Genomic DNA, 16,238 nt, shown 5'->3' on the forward strand with positions numbered 1-16,238 from the left:
GGGCCGTGCGAACATCGCGACCAGCCAGTCCGGACTTGCAAGAAAAACCGGGCCTCAGGCCTCATCCATGACCTTCAACGATACGGGAGCGCAAACACATGAACACACGCACCTCCGCCTGCCGGGGCCTGATCCTGGCCGTGCTGCTGCAGCTCGCAGGCTTGAGCCCAACGCTCGCGGCCGATTTACCCAAAAAGCAGATGAGTTTGATGGAAGACGAAACCGGCACCCGTTTCAAGCAGGTTTGGGCCACTTCCAAGGTGATTCCCTTGAATCGCCGCTACGCCGAGTTGGATGAAGCAGAGAAAGCTGCCCTGCAGTCCATGTACGAGGACATGAAGCCAGGGGACGAGCCGCCTTTCCCTGCCGATGGCCTGCTGCCGGTGTACAACGCCATCAAAAAAGGCATGGAGGCCTACAGCGCTCGCGGTGAATTGGACCTGCTGGTCGATGTGGACAGCCAAGGCCGAGCCACCCATGTGTCGGCCCATGGCAAGGTCGACCCCGACATGGCCAAGTTCGCAGCGCGCGTGCTGATGGCCACGAGCTTCAAACCCGCCGTCTGCAGTGGCCAGCCCTGCAAGATGCAGTACCTGTTCCAGATCACCTTTGCCATGCGCTGAGGCAAGCACAAGAAGAGCACGCCTTGAACAAGTCCCACTGGCGAGCCGCTTGCTACTGCGGTGCGGCCTCGCTCCTTTGCAGCGCCGCACCGCGTGGCTTCATGCACTGCCACTGCGGTCAGTGCCGGCGGCTTAGCGGCGCGGCGTTCAGTTCCTGGCTGAGTTTGCCTGCAGAGGATGTGCAGATCGAAGGTCAGGCCGCTCTGCGCGAGTACACGCCCACGGCGAATGGCCAGCGCTTTTTCTGCGCCCGGTGCGGCAGCCACCTCTACACCGTGGATGCACGCATGCCCGAAATCATCGGTGTGCCAGCTGGTGCCGTGCTCTCAGCCGAGGCCGGTGGCCCGGCTGTCGAGGACTGGCCCTCCGCCAGCGGGCATTACTTCTGCAGCGATGGTGCACCCTGGGTGGCCCTGCCGGGCGATGCGCTGCCGCGCCGCGGCGGCGCTGACGGCATGAGCCCGCTGCCGGACTGAGTGTGGATCACCGCCGCAGCGGCAGTGCCGCCGGCCCCAGTACGTCTGCTGAGGCACACTGCGGCCTGCGCGGCGCCGCGCACAGCACGCATCGCACCGCCCCCCCCTCAACCATCGAACCACTCTCATGACCCCTGCCGCCCTGCCGCCCAACCGCCGCACCTGGTTTCGCCATGGTCTGAGCTTGGCCTTGCTCGGGGCTGCGCTGACCCTGGGAGGCTGGAGCCCGCTGGCACGGGCGCAGCGCGTGGCCCTGCCGGTGGACGAACCGGAGATCGTGAATCGCCACCCCCATGACCCCACGGCCTTCACCCAAGGCCTGCTGTTCCGTGACGGCCAGCTGTTCGAGAGCACGGGCCTGAACGGCCGCTCCAGCATCCGCCGTGTGCGCCTGGAAGACGGCCAGGTGCAACAGAAACGCGACATCGCCCAAGAACACTTCGCCGAAGGCCTGACGGCCTGGAAGGACGAGCTCTACCTGCTGACCTGGACCACCCATAAGGTCTTTGTCTTCGACCTCAAGACCTTCGAGCCCAAGCGCGAGTACAAGCTACCCGGCGAAGGCTGGGGCCTGACCCACGATGGCCAGCAGCTCTACCTCAGCGACGGCAGCGCCGAGCTGCGCGTGCTCGACCCCAAGACCTTCCGCGAGCTGCGCCGCATCTCCGTGCGCGCCTTGGGCCAGCCGGTCGATCAGCTCAACGAGCTGGAATGGGTGGACGGCGAGATCTACGCCAACATCTGGCAAGCCGACATCATTGCCCGCATCGACCCGGCCAGCGGCCAGGTGCGCGGCTGGATCGACCTGCGCAGCCTGCGCAGCCAGTTGCCAGCCCCGGCCCAGTTCGGCCCGCGCAAGCCTCGGCCCGAGGAAGCGCCCGAGGTGCTCAACGGCATCGCCTGGGACGCGACCGGCAAACGCCTCTTCGTCACCGGCAAGCTCTGGCCAACGCTGTTCGAGATTCGCCTGAAGCGGCGCGGCTGAGGCCGCGCCGCCCGACCGCGGGGCTCAGCCCTCCGACCAGTAGTCACTGGCCAGCAGATGCTCGCGCATCTGGGCCCGCGCGCGGTGCAGGCGGCTTTTCACGGCCGCCAGGCTCAGGCCCAACTGGGCGGCCACTTCGGGCGCCGTCAACTCGTGCACATCGCGCAAAAGCAGGACCTCGCGGTAGGGTGGCGCCAGTTGTTGCATGGCACGGACCAGGTCGGCGCGCAAATCGGCGGGCACCGCCAGCGCCGCCGGCAACTCATGCTCTGCCAAGTCTTCGAGCGACTCTGCCTTGCTGCGGCCTCGGTACAGCCGGTAGCACTCGCGTTCGACGATGCGAAACAGCCAGGTGGCAAACGTGGCCACGGTGCGCAAGGCACCGACACGGCGGTACAGCTGCCAAAGCGCCAGCTGCACCGCATCCTCGGCGTCTTCGGTGCTGGAACAGCTGCGCCGGGCGAAGCGTTTCAGGTCAGGCTGGCAGACCTTCAAAAGCTCGGCCAGGGCCAGGCTGTCGCCGCGAGTGGCTGCCTCGATCAGGGGCAGCGAGGCCCGGATCATGAACGCGGGCCCAGACTGCGCCGGCCCAGCATGGCGCAGGCCGGGCAAAACCCGACAAAAGCCGTCAGGCCCAGGCTTGCTGCGCTTGCCACCATCAGCCAGCCCAACCAGCCGCTGAACAGGCCACCCAGGCCCAAGCCCAGGGCGCCGAGCAGGCCTGCGGCCAGCAGGCGCAAGCCGCGTTCCCAGACCGGAAGATTGCGTTTGAAGTAGAGGTTTGCCATGGCAGTGATCCAAAAATGAAGTGAATGACACCGACCTAGAGTCAAACCTAGGGCCAAAGGATTCAGGCCCGGCTTCAAAAAACCAAAAGTAACAGACAAGCGCTGGACTTCAGGGCCGCGCAGCGCCGGCATCGGCCGTCGCGGGTTTGCCGGCATCCAGTTGCCGGACGATGGCAGCCACCACATCGCGGGTCGACTCCCAGCTCATGCCGGTGATGAGGCGGCCATCGACTTCCACATGAGATTGATTGCGCGGGCCCTGCGTGAACAGGCCCTTGCGCTCTTGCAGCCGCTGCTCAATCGAGAACGGGAAACTCTTGTAGTAGGGTGCATTCTTGTTCTCGAAGGCGTCAGGGTAGCCCGTGACACGCTTGCCGCTGACCAGCGCGCTGCCATCGGCCAGCATCAGGTCGGCCAGCCCGGCGCTGCCATGGCAGACCGCAGCAATGACCGCCTGCTGCTGCTCATAGAGCCGTGCCGCCAGGGTGCGCAGTGCCGGGTTGTCGGCCAGGCCGAACATGGCGGCGCTGCCGCCGATGTACATCAAGGCGGCATAGTCCTCTGCCTTCACCTCCTCGGGCTTGCGCGTGTGGGCCAGGGACCACATGAAGTCGGCGTCATAGACCCTCGAACGCTGTTCCGCATCGCTGGTGTCCACATAGGCCAAGGGCACAGCCCCGCCCTCGGGGCTGATGAATTGCACGCCATAGCCTGCCGCGCGGAACTGGGCATAGGCATGAACCAGCTCGACAAAGCTGTTGCCGGAACTGAGCGCAGTGCCGGGCATCTTGCTCACATTCGACACCACCAGCAGCACCTGCCGGCCATGCGTGGGCGCGGGAGTGGCGTGGCGGGTGGCGGTCTTGCTGATGATCTTCCACTGTCCTTCGGAACGTCGCAGCAGGAACAGGTCGACAAAACGCGCGGGCTCGCGACTCATCACGATCTCGGCCTTGGCGCTGGCGATGTCCCCGTCCACCTGCACATTCAGCAAACTCCCCACCCTGCCGTTGAATTGCCCTGGCGACTTGCTGAACCAGGCCGCGTAATCCTCGATACCCACTTCCCGCATGGCGCCGTCCTTGCCGTTCAGGTAGAGCCGGGCGTCGGCATGAAAGGCACGGCGCAGCTGTTCGCTGCGGTTGTAGGAACTGCCGTCGAGATAGTCCTGGATGACCGCGGCGACCCGCGCGCTCTCGTTCGGTGCCGCAGCAGAGGCCTCCGCACTTGCCAAAAACAGACTGGCAAGCAGGGTCAGACTCCAAAGCCCGGCACCCGTCAGGCGCTGAGCCAGCGCAGCCAGAGGACGGAAGGATGCGAAGGACGGAAGGCAAAACAGCATGGACAAGCTCCGAGTGGAAAAGTGCCGCCATGCTGCTGAAGTTACTTGTGAATCAACAGCTTTCCATCGGTTTCCGGAGTCCCAAAACCTGTTTCAGGAGCCTGCCTCCCTCAATTTGGCCTGCCGCCATGCCGCCGGCGTGGCGCCCTCGGCCTTCTTGAAGCTGCTGTAAAAGGTCGACATCGACAGGTATCCCGAGGCTTCGGCGACCTGTTCCATGGACGAAGGGCCCGGCGCGCCGAGCAACTGCTTGGCGGCTTCAATGCGGTGCTGGTTGAGGTATTGCCGGAAAGTGATGTCGTGGTTGTCGTTCAGCAGCTGTGACAAACGCGCCGGCGGCATGGACAAGCGCCGGGCGAGCTTGTTCAGGCTGAGGCTGGGGTCGCGGTAGAGCTGTTCTTCGACCATCAGGCGATGCAAGGCCGCGAGCTCCGCCTCGGCTTCGGCCGGGGCAATCTTGCGTTGCTGGTAGGGCTCGCTGAGCGGGGCTGGCGCAGGCAACGCAGGCCGGCGAAACACCGCGAAGGCAATGCTCAGGCAAACCAGCACCGAGAAGGACAAGGCGCCGGAGATGTAGGAGGTCCAGCCCGACCAAAAATAGGCCGCCCAGACCAGGCTGACCCCGGCCGTGACGGCCGCGGCAAAGCCCGTCCCAAAGTCCAGCGGTGCGGCCTCGGTCACCCCGCTTGCAGACGCATCCATCGCTGGCGGCCGGCGCCACAGAAGCCACAAGCTGGCCGCGCTCAGCAGCAAGCAGGCGAGCCAGAAATACTGGATCGAGCGCCAGATCGGCCCTTGCCACAAGGCGGTATGGACCGAATAGGGGTAGAGCAGGCCGAATCCCAGCACCAGAGTCAGCAAGGCCAGCAGCCAGATCGGGTCCCGGCGCGTGCGTTCACCCTGCGCATCGCCGCAGGCGCGCACGAAAGCGATCAAGCAGGGGCCGATCAGGAAGCATGCGGACAGACCGATCTGCAGCACCAGCTTGGCAATGTCCGGCCAAAAATAGAACAGCACCGACTTGCCCGTGCGCACACTGAGCATCAGCACCACGGCGGCCAGCCAGCGCTGAGCGGGGCTGACCGGCCGGCGCCAGAGCAACCAGGCTGTGAGCGCCAATCCATTGAAAGCACCGAGGCCGGCAAAAAAGAACAGCAAATAGGACAGATCCATCGAACAAACCAAGTTTGAACAAGCCAGCAGTCGCAGCAGCGGCCTGCGCTTGCAGTATCAGGGCTCGCGATGAAGCCACCCGCCACGCTACACCAGCCACTCCCATGCCCAAAGTGACACAGGACATGCACAAAGCAAGAATCAAGCGACCCTAGTCTTCCTCGCCGCTTCGTTCCGCCTCCGGCGGCCCTACCCGTTCCCGGTCGGCTCCCATCGACAAAGGCCGGCGGTGCCAATAGCGCCGGTCCAGCAGGCGCTGACAGCTGGCCGCCTCCTTTTCGCTGCGCCAGCGCCAGGCGCCGCAGTCCGGGCTGTTGAAGACCTCTATGCCGGCCGCCTGGTAACGCGCCAAGACCGGCAAAGCCGGGTGGCCAAAGCGGTTGCGGTAGCCCGACTGGACCACCGCCCAGCGCGGCGCCACCGCGGCCAGCAGCTCGGGCGTGGACGAGGTCTTGCTGCCGTGGTGCGGCACCAGCAGCAGCTCGGCCCGCAGCGCCCCAGGCCGATGGCGGCGCAGCAGTTCCGCCTCCTGCCCCGCCTCCAGATCGCCCATCAAGAGCGCGGTCTGCTGGCCCGAGGCATTGCGCACATGCAGCACGCAAGACAGCTCATTGCTCTTGAGCTGCTGCTGACGGACCTGCTCAGCGCTCGGATGCAGCAGCTCAAACTGCACGCCGTCCCAGACCCAGCGCTCGCCAGCATTGCAAGGCAACGAGCTCTGAAACAAGCGGTGCAAGGGATGGCTGGGCTCCAACGAGCTGCGCAAACCCTGCACCGGCAGGCCGGCCGCCACCGAGGCGGCACCGCCGACATGGTCGCTGTCGCGGTGGCTGAGCATCAATTGATCCAGTTGGCGCACACCCAGCGCGCGCAGCAGCGGCAGCAACACGCGCTGGCCGGCGTCCACCCCGGGCGCGTACTGCGGGCCGGCGTCATAGAGCAAAGCGTGATGCGCGGTGCGCAGCAGCACGGCGGTGCCCTGCCCCACATCGGCGGCCAGAAACTCGAACTCACCCTCGCTCGGGCGCTCAGGCGCCGGCCACAGCAGGGGCAAAGCCAGCGCCATGCCCAAGGCACGCAGACGCCATGGCAGAGGCAGCACCAACAAGACACCGGCCGCCAAACCCGCGGCCTGCGCCCACAAGGGCGCCACCGGCACCGTCCAGACCGCCAGCGGCCAGCTCACCAGCCAGCGCAGCAAGGCCATCATCAGCTCCACACACCAAGCGCCCCAGATCCACAGCCCTGGCAGGATCGCGCCGCCGAGCGCCAAGGGCGTGATGACCAAGCTGACCCAGGGGATGGCCAAAAGATTCGCCAACACACCGACCAGAGACAGCTGCTGAAAGAACAAGAGGCTCAGCGGTGCCAGGCCCAGCGTGGCCACCGCCTGGTTGCGCAAGCCGGCCATCAGCTGCGCGCGCCAGCCACGCGCAGGTTCATCGTCACCAGCCGCCATCAAGAGGCCCACGGCGCAAAAAGACAGCCAGAAGCCCGCCTGGCAAACCGCCCAGGGATCGACCACAGTGACCACAAGGGCAGAGAGCAGCAAAGCCAGCGGCCAGGGCCAACGCAAGCCCAGGCTGCGCAACAGGGCCAGGCTGGCCAGCATCCAGACGGTGCGCTGCGCCGGCACGCCCCAACCCGAAAACAAGGCATAGGCCAGGGCTGCCGCCACGCCGCCCCACCGCGCCACCGCGGGCGCCGGGCAGCGCAGGCACAGGCGCGCACTGCCGCGCCAGGCCCAGCCCAGCAGGCCCTGGGCCGCCCAGGCGAACATGGTCACATGCAAGCCGCTGACGCTGAGCAAATGGCTCAGGCCGGTGTCGCGGAACAAGGCCCAGTCGGCGCGGCTGATGGCTGCCTGGTCGCCCAGGCTGAGTGCCGCCAGCACGCCGGCCGCGCCGGGCTCGCCGACGCGGCGCTGCAAGGCCTCGCGCAGTCGCTGACGCGCCGCATCGATGCTGGTGATGGGGGCTTCCGCCAAGCGCCGCTGCGCTCCGCCAGGCCGCAGCACGCCGCTGGCACGCAGGCCTTGTTCGAACAGCCAGAGCTCGTAGTCAAAGCCATGCGGATTCATCAGCCCCTGTGGCTGCTTGAGCCGCACGAGCAACTGCCAGCGCTCTCCTGCTCGCAGGGGCGGCGGCGCGGCATCGGCATGCTCGGCGTAAGCGCTCAGCAGCAGGCGCGACGGCAAAGTCAGCGGTGGATCGCTGGACAGAGGCCCGGCACGGGCGGACTCCAGCTCAAACTCAAAGCGCCAGCCAGGCGCGCCGGCCTGGCCCAGGGTGGCGGCCGGCAGCGAATCGACGCGGCCGATTAAGAGCAGGTCGCGCCCCTCCCAGGCTTCGGGCAGGCGCTCGGCCAAACGCAGCTCAGCACGCCAGCTGGCATAGCTGAAAGCCAGCAGCAAGCCCGCCAGGGCGGCCCACAGCAGCGCTGCGCGGCGCCGGCCCCACCAGCGGCCGACCATGACGCAGCAGCCCAGACCCGCCAGCAAGCTGGCGGTGAACTCGGCCTCACCGGGCAGTTCGCGCTGGGTCTGCAGCAGCACCAGCCCGCCCAGCCAAGCCAGGACCGGCAAGGCCAAGAGCACCGGCCAGAGAACAGCTCCAGCAGGACCAGGGGATTCATCGAATGCGGGAGAGCGCATCACAAACACAGGCTCCGGGGTCCGCGCGCTGCGGGCCTCACCCGGCCCTGAGGAAAGGGGGCGGCAGGCCGCTCGGTGTAGGATGCGCGCCACCCGATCGTAGCCAGGGCAGCGCCGCTTTCACAGCCGCCCGCCCACGCAGCGATCCTCCGAATTCAGCATGCAGAAGAAAGCGGCCTCGCCATGAGCAACAGCACTCCCAACGTCTACACCACGCTCGAAACCCTGGGCATCACCCTGCCGCCACTGGCCGTTCCCGCCGCGGCATACGTGCCTTTCGTGCGCACCGGCAATCTGGTCTTCTTGTCCGGCCACCTGGCCAAGCAAGACGGCAAGGTTTGGGTCGGCCAGCTGGGCCGCGACACCGACACCGCCACCGGCCAGGCCGCCGCGCGCGCCATCGCCATCGATCTGATGGGCACCTTGCACGCTGCCGTGGGCGATTTGAACAAGATCAAGCGCATCGTCAAGCTTATGAGCCTGGTCAACAGCGCCCCCGATTTCACCGAACACCATCTGGTCACCAATGGCGCGTCCGAGCTGATCGGCCAGGTCTTCGGCGCCAAGGGGGCCCACGCCCGCAGCGCGTTTGGCGTGGCGCAGATCCCCATGGGTGCCTGCGTCGAGATCGAGATGATTGTGGAAGTGGAAGCCGACTGATGTTCCTCAAGGTCTCAAAGTTCCCCGATCAGGCGCTGGCCGCCATCGGCTTGGGCAGCCTGGCTGCCGTGGCCTTCGCCCTGATCGCCCAGCATGGTTTCGGGGTCAAGCCCTGCCCCTGGTGCGTGATGCAGCGTGGCATCTTTTTATTGATTGCCGCAGTCGCCCTCTTAGGCTGGTTGTTCAAGCGCCAGCGGCCGCTTCGCACAGCCAGCCTGCTTGGGCTGCTGCTGCTGGCTGTAGCTGGCTTGGCCTCGGCCTATTACCAGCATGAGGTGGCCGCGCTGATGGACACCTGCAAGCTGACCTTCGCCGAGACCGTGCTCGAGGCGCTGGATCTGGAAATGCGCTGGCCGTTTGTCTTCATGGTCACTGCCACCTGCAAAGAGGCCGCGGCCTATCGCTTGTTGGGCCTGCCCTATGAGATCTGGAGCGGCCTGTCCTTCCTGCTGATCGGCGGCCTGAGTCTGCTGGCGCTCAACAAGAAACGCTGATCCCGATCAAGGCTGAGACGGCAGCCCGGCCTTAGGCTGGGCACCCATGTCGATCCAGCCTTCCCCTTCATCCCCTCCAAAGGCCCCAGCCGCTGACACCGAGCGCGTGCTCATCGTCGGCGGCGGCCCCGCGGGCCTCAGCATGGCCTGCGCCCTGGCCGATGCCGGCATCAGCAGCTGCGTGCTGGAAGCCGCGCCGCTCAGCGCCCTGCAAGATCCGGCCGAAGACGGCCGCGAAATCGCCCTGACCCACCCGGGCCGCGCCGTGCTGGAAGCGCTGGGCCAATGGGCCTTGCTGCCGCCGGAGGAAATCGCACCCTTGCGCCGCGCCCATGTCTTTAACGGCGAGGCGCCCGAGCACCTGGGCTTTGGCACCACCGATGGCCAAGGCGAGCTGGGCTATCTGGTGGCCAACCACTGGCTGCGGCGCATCGCTTACCGGGCGGTGGAGCGGCGAGCAGACCGCATCGAGCTGCGCACCGACTGCCGCGTCAGCGGCCTGAATCTGAACGCCACGCCCGAGCTGGCCGAAGTGCGCTTGAGCACAGGCGAAAGCCTGCGCGCGCCGCTGGTGATCGCCGCCGACAGCCGCTTTTCCACGGTGCGGCGCATGGCCGGCATCGGTGCGCAGATGCGCGACTTCGGCCGCAGCGTCATCGTCTGCCGCTTGGCCCACAGCGGGCCGAACGAGGGCATCGCGCTGGAGTGTTTTCACTATGGCCACACCTTGGCCCTGCTGCCGCTCAACGGCGGCTGCAGCTCCCTGGTCTTGACCGTCAGCGCCGAGCGCGCGGCCGAGATGCAGGCCTGGGATGCGGAGCGCTTCCGCGCCTGGGTGCAGGCCCAGCTGCAAGGCCGCCTCGGCGAGATCAGCCTGGCCAGCCCGCGCCACCTCTACCCCCTGGTCGCCTGCTACGCCCACCGTTTCACCACCCGGCGCCTGGCCCTGGTCGGCGACGCCGCCGTGGGCATGCATCCGGTCACCGCGCATGGCTACAACTTCGGACTCTACGGGGTGCAGAAGCTGGCAAACATCCTGGGCACGGCCCATGCGCAGTGCCAGGACCTCGGTGATGCCGCGCTGCTGCAACGTTATGCTGCCAAGCACCGCCGCCGCACCTGGGCGATCTACCAGGGCACCAATGCGGTGGTGAATCTATTCACCGACGAGCGCGCACCGGCCCGGCTTTTGCGCAAGGGCGTGCTGCAAATCGCCCGCCGACTACCGCCGCTGCAGGCGGCCATCAGCGCCCAGCTGACCGGCCGCACGCCGCCGCTGCCACTACCGCTGTTGCGCGGCTTGCAGGCGCTGCGCGCGATCCGGAGCTAGGCGGCGGACTTCATCAACGATCGTCGCCGTGGCCACGGTGGCGGCCGCGATCATGATGGTGGTCGTGGTCCCGGCCATGGCGGCTCGAGCGCCAGCCCTCATCATCGCCACGGCGAGGGCCATAAGGCTCGCGATACCAGCCCTCCTGAACGAAGTACACCGGCCGGCCGCAGGCGCCGTAATAGCCGCAATGGCGCGCCCAGTGGCGGGCATGGCCGGGCGGCACAAAGAGATACCAGGGCTCCACACGCAGACGTTCACGGTGGTGGTGTGGCCGCCCCTGCACCCAAACCGGTTCGTTGTAGATCAGGCGTGGCGCCGAGCCGGCCGAGCCCAGGTCGATGCGGCCATAAAAGCCCGGCTGACCGACCGACACGGACACGCCGATGTCGGACGCCTGGGCGGCTTGCCCCAAACAGGCCAGGCCCAAGGCCAGGCCGGCAAAAACGGAAGTGCGCAAGGTCCACATGATTCAAGCTCCGAGGGGCCGGTGATGCCCTCAGCAACGCTCGAACGCGACAGGCCGATGACGACAAGGATCCTCAGGCTGTAAGCAAATGCGCGCCGCTCGCCTGAACACTCAGTCGCCACGCACCGCGCCGTCGCGCCGCGGGTCGGCCCCGCCGAGCCAGCCCGTGGGACTGCGCTGAATGGCCTGGATACCGCTGGTCAGCTCGGTTTCCACCAAGCGGTGGCCGCGCGCCTGCAAGTCCTCGCGCGTGGCCGCCGGAAAACGCCCTTGCTCCAAAAACACAGGGCCGCCGAAGTTGCCGAAATTGGGCAGGTCCAGCGCCTGCTGCACATCGAGCTGCCAGTCGGCCGTGGCCAGCAATGTCTTGGCCACGAAATGGATGATGGCCGGCCCGCCGGGCGAGCCCAGGCTCATGCTCAGGCGGCGTCCGCTGGCGTCAAACACCAGCGTCGGCGCCATGCTGGAGCGCGGGCGCTTGCCCGGCTGCAGGCGGTTGGCGACCGGCCGGCCCTGCTCATCGCGCGGCGCCAGGGCAAAGTCGGTCAGCTGGTTGTTGAGCATGAAGCCACCGGCCAGGCCGGTGCCGCCGTCGCTCATCAGGCGGGCGCCAAAACCGGCCTCGATCGAGGTGGTCATGGCCACGGCCCGGCCGGCCGCGTCGATGATGCTGATGTGGCTGGTGCCATGCTCGGGCTGATCGGGCATGGGCGCCCAGCCCACGCGCACGGGCGCGGCTGGCTGGCCCGCGGCGGCGCTGGCCATGCTGCGCGGGCCGATCAGGGCCGCGCGCCCCTGCAGGTATTCGGGCGCCAGCAGGCTGCGCCAGTCGCCGCCGGGCGCGGCCACGAAATCGGGGTCGGCGATGTACTGCGCGCGGTCGGCAAAGGCCAGCTTGCTGGCCTCGGCATAACGGTGCAGCCAGGCGGCACTGGGCACGCCTTCGCTGAAAGCCTGGGCCGGGGTCTGCGCCGGCATCATGCCCAGCATCTGCATCACGGTCAGATGACCGGAGGACGGCGGCGGGAAACCGCAGACCTGCTGGCTGCGCCAGGGCGTGCACAGCACCTCGCGCTGGCGTGGCTGATAGCCGGCCAGATCGGCCTCGCTGAGCAGGCCGGGGTTGCTGGCATGGCCGCGCACGCGGCGCACGATGTCCTGAGCGACAGTGCCTTTCAAAAAGGCATCGGCGCCGCCGGCCGCCACTTGGCGCAGCACAGCGGCCAGGGCCGGGTTGCGCAGCCGAGTCCCCTCGGGGAGGGCCTGGCCTTGGGCATCGAAAAAGTAGGCGCCGGCCTGCGGGTCCTGGCGCAGCGCGGCATTGTTGGCCAGTTGTTTGTGGCTGCGCCCGCTCAAGGCATAGCCCTGCTCGCAGAGGCGGATGGCCGGATCGAACAGACGGGCCCAGGGCAGCTTGCCGTGCTGCGCATGGGCTTGCTCCAGCATGCGCAAGAGACCCGGCGTGCCGACCGAGCGGCCACCGACCACGGCCTGCAGATAGGGCATGGGCTTGCCGTCGGGCTTGAGGAAGAGGTTCTCGTCGGCCGCAGCCGGGGCGGTCTCGCGGCCATCAAAGGCCTGCACCTTGGCGCCATCCCAATGCAGCAAGAAGGCCCCGCCGCCGATGCCACTGGACTGCGGCTCGACCAGGGTCAGCACCATTTGCACGGCGATCGCGGCATCGAGCGCGCTGCCGCCGGCCAACAGGATCTCGCGCCCGGCATCCGAGGCCAGCGGGTGGGCCGCGGCCACGGCGAAATGGGCGCTGGCCTGGGCCTGCTTGGCTGTCCAGCCGCTGGCAGACTCGGGCTGAATCAGGTCCGCTGCACCCGACTTGGCGGCTTGGGGTGAAGAGTCCGGTGTGGAACAGGCGGCCAGCGCCAGCAAGGCCAAGACGCTCAGGGACAGCGCCGGACTCAGGGTGCGAACAACAAAAGACATGGGGCAGCCGATCGGGGCAGAAGGGTGACGGGAATGACCCGTCGATCCTAGTCCAGCCGCCGCCCTGCCCTCACTGGAAGAATCCCAGGTCTTTCTGCGTGTAGTTGCTGATCTGCGGCATGACGCGACTCAGATCCGTGGCCGGCACGCCCATCCAGCTGGCCAAGGTGGCGCCGAGCTGGTCGACCGAGCTGCTGGGCAGCAGCCGGCCCTGGCCGACATCGTCCGGCCCGTTGACCGCGACCACCGGGGCCTGGCCCCAGAAGCGGCCGCCCTGGACGGCGCCACCCAGCACGAAATGATGGCTGCCCCAGCCATGGTCGGAACCGTCGCCATTGCTGCTCAAGGTGCGACCAAAATCGCTTGCGGTGAAAGCAGTGACCTGGTTGGCCACGCCCAGCTCCACCGTGGCATCGTAAAAACTGCCCAGCGCCTCGGAGACCTTGCGCAGCAGGCCCGGGTGCTGGTCGGGCAGGAAATCGTGCAGATCGAAGCCGCCGATGGAGACGAAGAACACCTGGCGCTTGGCGCCCATGCTGCTGCGCGCGGCAATCATCTTGGCCACCATCTGCAGCTGGGTGGCTAGGTTGTTGGTCGTGTCGAATACCGTACTCAGGGCCGGCAAGGTGTTCAGGGCCGAAGCGACGATGGACTGAGCATTGACCGAGCGGCTGACCACGCGGTTGAGCTCCTGCTCCATCCAGTGGCTGCGCTCGGCCGTGATCAAGCTGCGCAGCGCATCGGCGCAGGCTTGTGAGCCGTACATCGGCCGGGTGACGCCGTTGATGGCGACCGCGCCGCTGGTGGACATCTGGTACTGCACCGCCTGCTGTCCGGCCATGAAAACCGCATTGCCCGAGACATTGATGCAGGTGAAGGTGGCATTGCCGTTGGCGCCGAGGAACTGGTCGCCCAGGCGACCGCCCCAGCCAGAGATGGCGCCTTCGGGCGTGCTGGCCTGCCAGACGCTTTGCTGATCGTTGTGCGAGAACAGCTTGGGCGGCAAGGGCACGCTCTGCGCCTTGTACTGGGCCAGGGTGGTGGGCTGAACCAGGGTGCCGACATTGAGCAGCACGCCGAGCTTGCCGGCGTCGAAGATGGTTTTCAGCCGCCCCATCTGCGGCGCCAGCGCCAGCTGCCGCGCACCGGGCAAGGCCACGCGCGGCGTCAGCGCCGTGGCGGCCAGTTGGTCACGCGGAATGGCCAGGGTCTGACGTATGGTCTGGTAGGCGGCGTGGTTGGGCGCGTCGTAGGGAATGACGGTGTTGCCATAGTCATTGCCGCCGTAAAGAAACACACAGACCAGAGCCTTGTAGTCGTTCGGCGCTGTCTGCGCCGCGGCTTCTCCGAGAGCGGCCAGATTGAGGGCCCAGGGCGCGGCCGCGCCGGCCACGCCGAGGGCGGAGGCGCGACGCAGGAACTCGCGGCGTTGCAGGGTCTGGAGGCGGTGAACCGATGTCATGACAGGTCTCTCTCGCTTCACTTCTGGATCAGGTATTCGGGGCTGGCCATGACCAGGAGGATGGCGGCCTGCACACGGTTCAGCTTGCCGGCATCGCTGCTGGCATTGATGGTCGCCACAGCAGTAGCGATGGTGTTGACCGTGGTGGGGCTCAAACCACCGCCGGCCAGCAGCAGGGCCACCCGCTGCACCAAGGCCGGCACATCGGCCGCCAGCGCCAGCTCGGCCGTGTAACTGGGCTTGACCTCGCCAGCGCCGCTGGCAATCACGGTCTGCATGTAGTTGAGGTAGCCGGCGACCGTGCTCTCGTTGCAGAGCTGGAACTCGGGCGCAGTGATCTGGGCCGTGCCCAGCTGCGAGTTGGGCGGCACATAGCCGGGCCGGAAAAAATTGAAAACCGAAGAGCTGCGCAGCGGGCTCTGGCCCAGACGGGTGGCCGGGTTGCTCAGATCGCCGATGTTCCAGAGCTCGGTGGGCGAGTTCAGGCCGAAGCTGCGGCCCCACTGGATGAAGCGCTGGATGGGCTCACGCAAGCGGCCGCTGGAGGGCGAGCTGCCGGGCGTGCGCGCCTCGCTGTCCAGCAGCACCGCGCGGATCACGGCCTTGAGATCGCCGCGCTGGCCCTGGCCGTTGTTGTTGAACACGGCCGCCACCCGCTGCACATAGGCCGGACTGGGGTTGGAGGCAACCAGGCGCTGGATCAGCTGGCGGCTGAAGAAGGGGCCGGCATTGGCATGGTTGGCCAGGGTGTCGAGTGCGATCTTGAGCGCTTCCGGCCCGGTGGCCGAGGCCGGCACATCGACCGTCAACACCTTTTTGGGCCCGACTGAAAAGCGCGTGGCCAGATGCACCATGGGCTTTTTCATGAAGGCCGGGTCGGTGGCGCTGGCGCCGTCGAACTCCCAGCCGGTCAGCACCCGCGCCAGCTCGCTGATCTGGGCCTGGGTGTAGGTGTCCTTGGGCTTGCCTGCGGCATCGAGCACCGGCGTGCCATCGGCCTTCAGCTCGACCAGGCCGATGGTGAAGAGCTGCATCAGCTCGCGCGCATAGTTCTCGTCGGGCAGACGGCCGCTGGCGGTGTCTTCCTTTTTGTTGCCGCGCATATTGAGGTAGACGCCCATGGCATTGGACAAGCTGACGCCGTCCAGCAAGTCACGGAAGCTACCAAAGGCGCGCTGCTCCAACATGTCCACATAGGCCGCCACGGCAAAACCTGGCCAGCTGATCGGCAGGCCGGCCATGGACACCACGAAAATCTCCGACAACGCCAGCACCACCTTCTGCCGCAGCGGGTCGGGCGAGCTCATCAGCTTGCGCCAGAGCGAGTTGTCCACGCCATTGAAGTTGTTCTTGTTGGCCTCAACCGCATAGCCCTTGGCCACCATCCAGTCGAAATGCCCCTGGCTGATAGGCGCCGCGAACTGGGTATCGAGCCAGGCGGTGTAACCCTGGGCCTGGACCTTGGTGATCTCGGCCGTGCTGGCGGCAAAACCGGCCTGGGCCAGGAAGCGAGCCGCTTCGGCTTCGGTCGGCGGAGCAGGAGGTGGCGGCGGCGGCGGTGGTGGAGGAGCGGGCGTCGGCGAAGGCGCCGGGCTGCCATCGCTGCCGCCGCCTCCACCTCCGCAGGCGGCCAGGGGCGTCGCAGACAAGAGGCTGAGCCATCGCAGAGTCTGCGCCGGCGCATGTTCTGCGGCAGGAGCCGGCGCCGGCACGTTTGCCTCTGGCGCATCCACCGCAAGCAAGGATGGGGTGTCGTCTTGGATCATGGCTTCTCTCGGAACAGGCTGCCACTCTAGCCTGCGCCTGCTCGGGCATTGAGCTGCCAACAGGCCTGCTTTGCAA

The 16,238-nt window shown here is 67.1% G+C and carries 15 protein-coding genes; 6 read left to right on the forward strand and 9 right to left on the reverse strand.

Features of this window, described 5'->3' with window-relative positions:
- Positions 1–98 precede the first annotated feature (98 nt).
- The 3 genes from LNV28_RS17115 (at position 99) to LNV28_RS17125 (ending at position 2,084) form a co-directional block, all read left to right on the forward strand.
- Complete coding sequence (locus LNV28_RS17115) at positions 99–623, forward strand: energy transducer TonB (protein WP_263517546.1); 525 nt, start codon at positions 99–101, stop codon at positions 621–623.
- Positions 624–646: 23 nt separating this feature from the next.
- Positions 647–1,099: a GFA family protein gene (locus LNV28_RS17120; protein WP_263517547.1), complete on the forward strand. Its 453-nt coding sequence runs from the start codon at positions 647–649 to the stop codon at positions 1,097–1,099.
- A 127-nt stretch (positions 1,100–1,226) separates the two neighbouring features.
- On the forward strand, positions 1,227–2,084 hold the full coding sequence (locus LNV28_RS17125) for a glutaminyl-peptide cyclotransferase (protein WP_263517548.1): 858 nt from the start codon (positions 1,227–1,229) through the stop codon (positions 2,082–2,084).
- Between the two features lie 24 nt (positions 2,085–2,108).
- On the opposite strand, the gene LNV28_RS17130 is transcribed toward LNV28_RS17125, so the two are convergent.
- The 5 genes from LNV28_RS17130 to LNV28_RS17150 all read right to left on the reverse strand — a co-directional run bounded on the left by LNV28_RS17130 (position 2,109) and on the right by LNV28_RS17150 (position 8,040).
- A complete protein-coding gene (locus tag LNV28_RS17130; protein WP_263517549.1) occupies positions 2,109–2,648 on the reverse strand; it encodes an RNA polymerase sigma factor in 540 nt (179 codons plus the stop codon).
- The gene (locus tag LNV28_RS17135; RefSeq protein WP_263517550.1) at positions 2,645–2,872 is read right to left on the reverse strand and encodes a YgaP-like transmembrane domain; all 228 of its coding nucleotides are present in this window, start codon (positions 2,870–2,872) and stop codon (positions 2,645–2,647) included. Before LNV28_RS17135 ends, LNV28_RS17130 begins: the two co-directional genes overlap by 4 nt.
- A 109-nt stretch (positions 2,873–2,981) precedes the next feature.
- Positions 2,982–4,214 (reverse strand): nuclear transport factor 2 family protein, encoded by a 1,233-nt coding sequence (locus tag LNV28_RS17140; RefSeq protein WP_263517551.1) that lies wholly within the window; start codon positions 4,212–4,214, stop codon positions 2,982–2,984.
- Between the two features lie 93 nt (positions 4,215–4,307).
- Positions 4,308–5,387: an AraC family transcriptional regulator gene (locus LNV28_RS17145; RefSeq protein ID WP_263517552.1), complete on the reverse strand. Its 1,080-nt coding sequence runs from the start codon at positions 5,385–5,387 to the stop codon at positions 4,308–4,310.
- A 151-nt stretch (positions 5,388–5,538) separates the two neighbouring features.
- A complete protein-coding gene (locus tag LNV28_RS17150; RefSeq protein WP_263517553.1) occupies positions 5,539–8,040 on the reverse strand; it encodes a DNA internalization-related competence protein ComEC/Rec2 in 2,502 nt (833 codons plus the stop codon).
- Between the two features lie 183 nt (positions 8,041–8,223).
- On the opposite strand from LNV28_RS17150, the gene LNV28_RS17155 reads away from it, so the two are divergent.
- Genes LNV28_RS17155 through ubiM form a run of 3 tightly spaced genes read left to right on the forward strand, consistent with a single transcriptional unit; the run spans position 8,224 to position 10,524 of the window.
- Positions 8,224–8,700: a RidA family protein gene (locus LNV28_RS17155; protein ID WP_263517554.1), complete on the forward strand. Its 477-nt coding sequence runs from the start codon at positions 8,224–8,226 to the stop codon at positions 8,698–8,700.
- Positions 8,700–9,194 (forward strand): disulfide bond formation protein B, encoded by a 495-nt coding sequence (locus LNV28_RS17160; protein ID WP_263517555.1) that lies wholly within the window; start codon positions 8,700–8,702, stop codon positions 9,192–9,194. Before LNV28_RS17155 ends, LNV28_RS17160 begins: the two co-directional genes overlap by 1 nt.
- Positions 9,195–9,240: 46 nt before the next feature.
- The gene (gene ubiM, locus LNV28_RS17165; protein ID WP_263517556.1) at positions 9,241–10,524 is read left to right on the forward strand and encodes a 5-demethoxyubiquinol-8 5-hydroxylase UbiM; all 1,284 of its coding nucleotides are present in this window, start codon (positions 9,241–9,243) and stop codon (positions 10,522–10,524) included.
- Positions 10,525–10,537: 13 nt separating this feature from the next.
- On the opposite strand, the gene LNV28_RS17170 is transcribed toward ubiM, so the two are convergent.
- From LNV28_RS17170 to LNV28_RS17185, 4 genes are all read right to left on the reverse strand, one after another.
- Positions 10,538–10,993 (reverse strand): hypothetical protein, encoded by a 456-nt coding sequence (locus LNV28_RS17170; protein WP_263517557.1) that lies wholly within the window; start codon positions 10,991–10,993, stop codon positions 10,538–10,540.
- 111 nt (positions 10,994–11,104) lie between these two features.
- The gene (locus LNV28_RS17175) at positions 11,105–12,934 is read right to left on the reverse strand and encodes a gamma-glutamyltransferase family protein (RefSeq protein ID WP_263517558.1); all 1,830 of its coding nucleotides are present in this window, start codon (positions 12,932–12,934) and stop codon (positions 11,105–11,107) included.
- 70 nt (positions 12,935–13,004) lie between these two features.
- Positions 13,005–14,396 (reverse strand): DUF1501 domain-containing protein, encoded by a 1,392-nt coding sequence (locus LNV28_RS17180; protein ID WP_263517559.1) that lies wholly within the window; start codon positions 14,394–14,396, stop codon positions 13,005–13,007.
- Between the two features lie 17 nt (positions 14,397–14,413).
- Positions 14,414–16,162, reverse strand: a complete 1,749-nt coding sequence (locus LNV28_RS17185; protein WP_263517560.1) for a DUF1800 domain-containing protein — start codon at positions 16,160–16,162, stop codon at positions 14,414–14,416.
- Positions 16,163–16,238 lie beyond the last annotated feature (76 nt).

The sequence above is a fragment of the Paucibacter sp. DJ2R-2 genome (genome assembly GCF_025717675.1).
Lineage (GTDB): Bacteria > Pseudomonadota > Gammaproteobacteria > Burkholderiales > Burkholderiaceae_C > Paucibacter_A.

Coding starts and splice junctions, on each gene's coding strand:
- LNV28_RS17145 (WP_263517552.1), bottom strand. CDS start 5,387: ATGGATCTGTCCTATTTGCTGTTCTTTTTTGCCGGCCTCGGTGCTTTC.
- LNV28_RS17115 (WP_263517546.1), top strand. CDS start 99: ATGAACACACGCACCTCCGCCTGCCGGGGCCTGATCCTGGCCGTGCTG.
- LNV28_RS17150 (WP_263517553.1), bottom strand. CDS start 8,040: ATGCGCTCTCCCGCATTCGATGAATCCCCTGGTCCTGCTGGAGCTGTT.
- LNV28_RS17140 (WP_263517551.1), bottom strand. CDS start 4,214: ATGCTGTTTTGCCTTCCGTCCTTCGCATCCTTCCGTCCTCTGGCTGCG.
- ubiM (WP_263517556.1), top strand. CDS start 9,241: ATGTCGATCCAGCCTTCCCCTTCATCCCCTCCAAAGGCCCCAGCCGCT.
- LNV28_RS17185 (WP_263517560.1), bottom strand. CDS start 16,162: ATGATCCAAGACGACACCCCATCCTTGCTTGCGGTGGATGCGCCAGAG.
- LNV28_RS17130 (WP_263517549.1), bottom strand. CDS start 2,648: ATGATCCGGGCCTCGCTGCCCCTGATCGAGGCAGCCACTCGCGGCGAC.
- LNV28_RS17135 (WP_263517550.1), bottom strand. CDS start 2,872: ATGGCAAACCTCTACTTCAAACGCAATCTTCCGGTCTGGGAACGCGGC.
- LNV28_RS17175 (WP_263517558.1), bottom strand. CDS start 12,934: ATGTCTTTTGTTGTTCGCACCCTGAGTCCGGCGCTGTCCCTGAGCGTC.
- LNV28_RS17180 (WP_263517559.1), bottom strand. CDS start 14,396: ATGACATCGGTTCACCGCCTCCAGACCCTGCAACGCCGCGAGTTCCTG.
- LNV28_RS17160 (WP_263517555.1), top strand. CDS start 8,700: ATGTTCCTCAAGGTCTCAAAGTTCCCCGATCAGGCGCTGGCCGCCATC.
- LNV28_RS17170 (WP_263517557.1), bottom strand. CDS start 10,993: ATGTGGACCTTGCGCACTTCCGTTTTTGCCGGCCTGGCCTTGGGCCTG.
- LNV28_RS17155 (WP_263517554.1), top strand. CDS start 8,224: ATGAGCAACAGCACTCCCAACGTCTACACCACGCTCGAAACCCTGGGC.
- LNV28_RS17125 (WP_263517548.1), top strand. CDS start 1,227: ATGACCCCTGCCGCCCTGCCGCCCAACCGCCGCACCTGGTTTCGCCAT.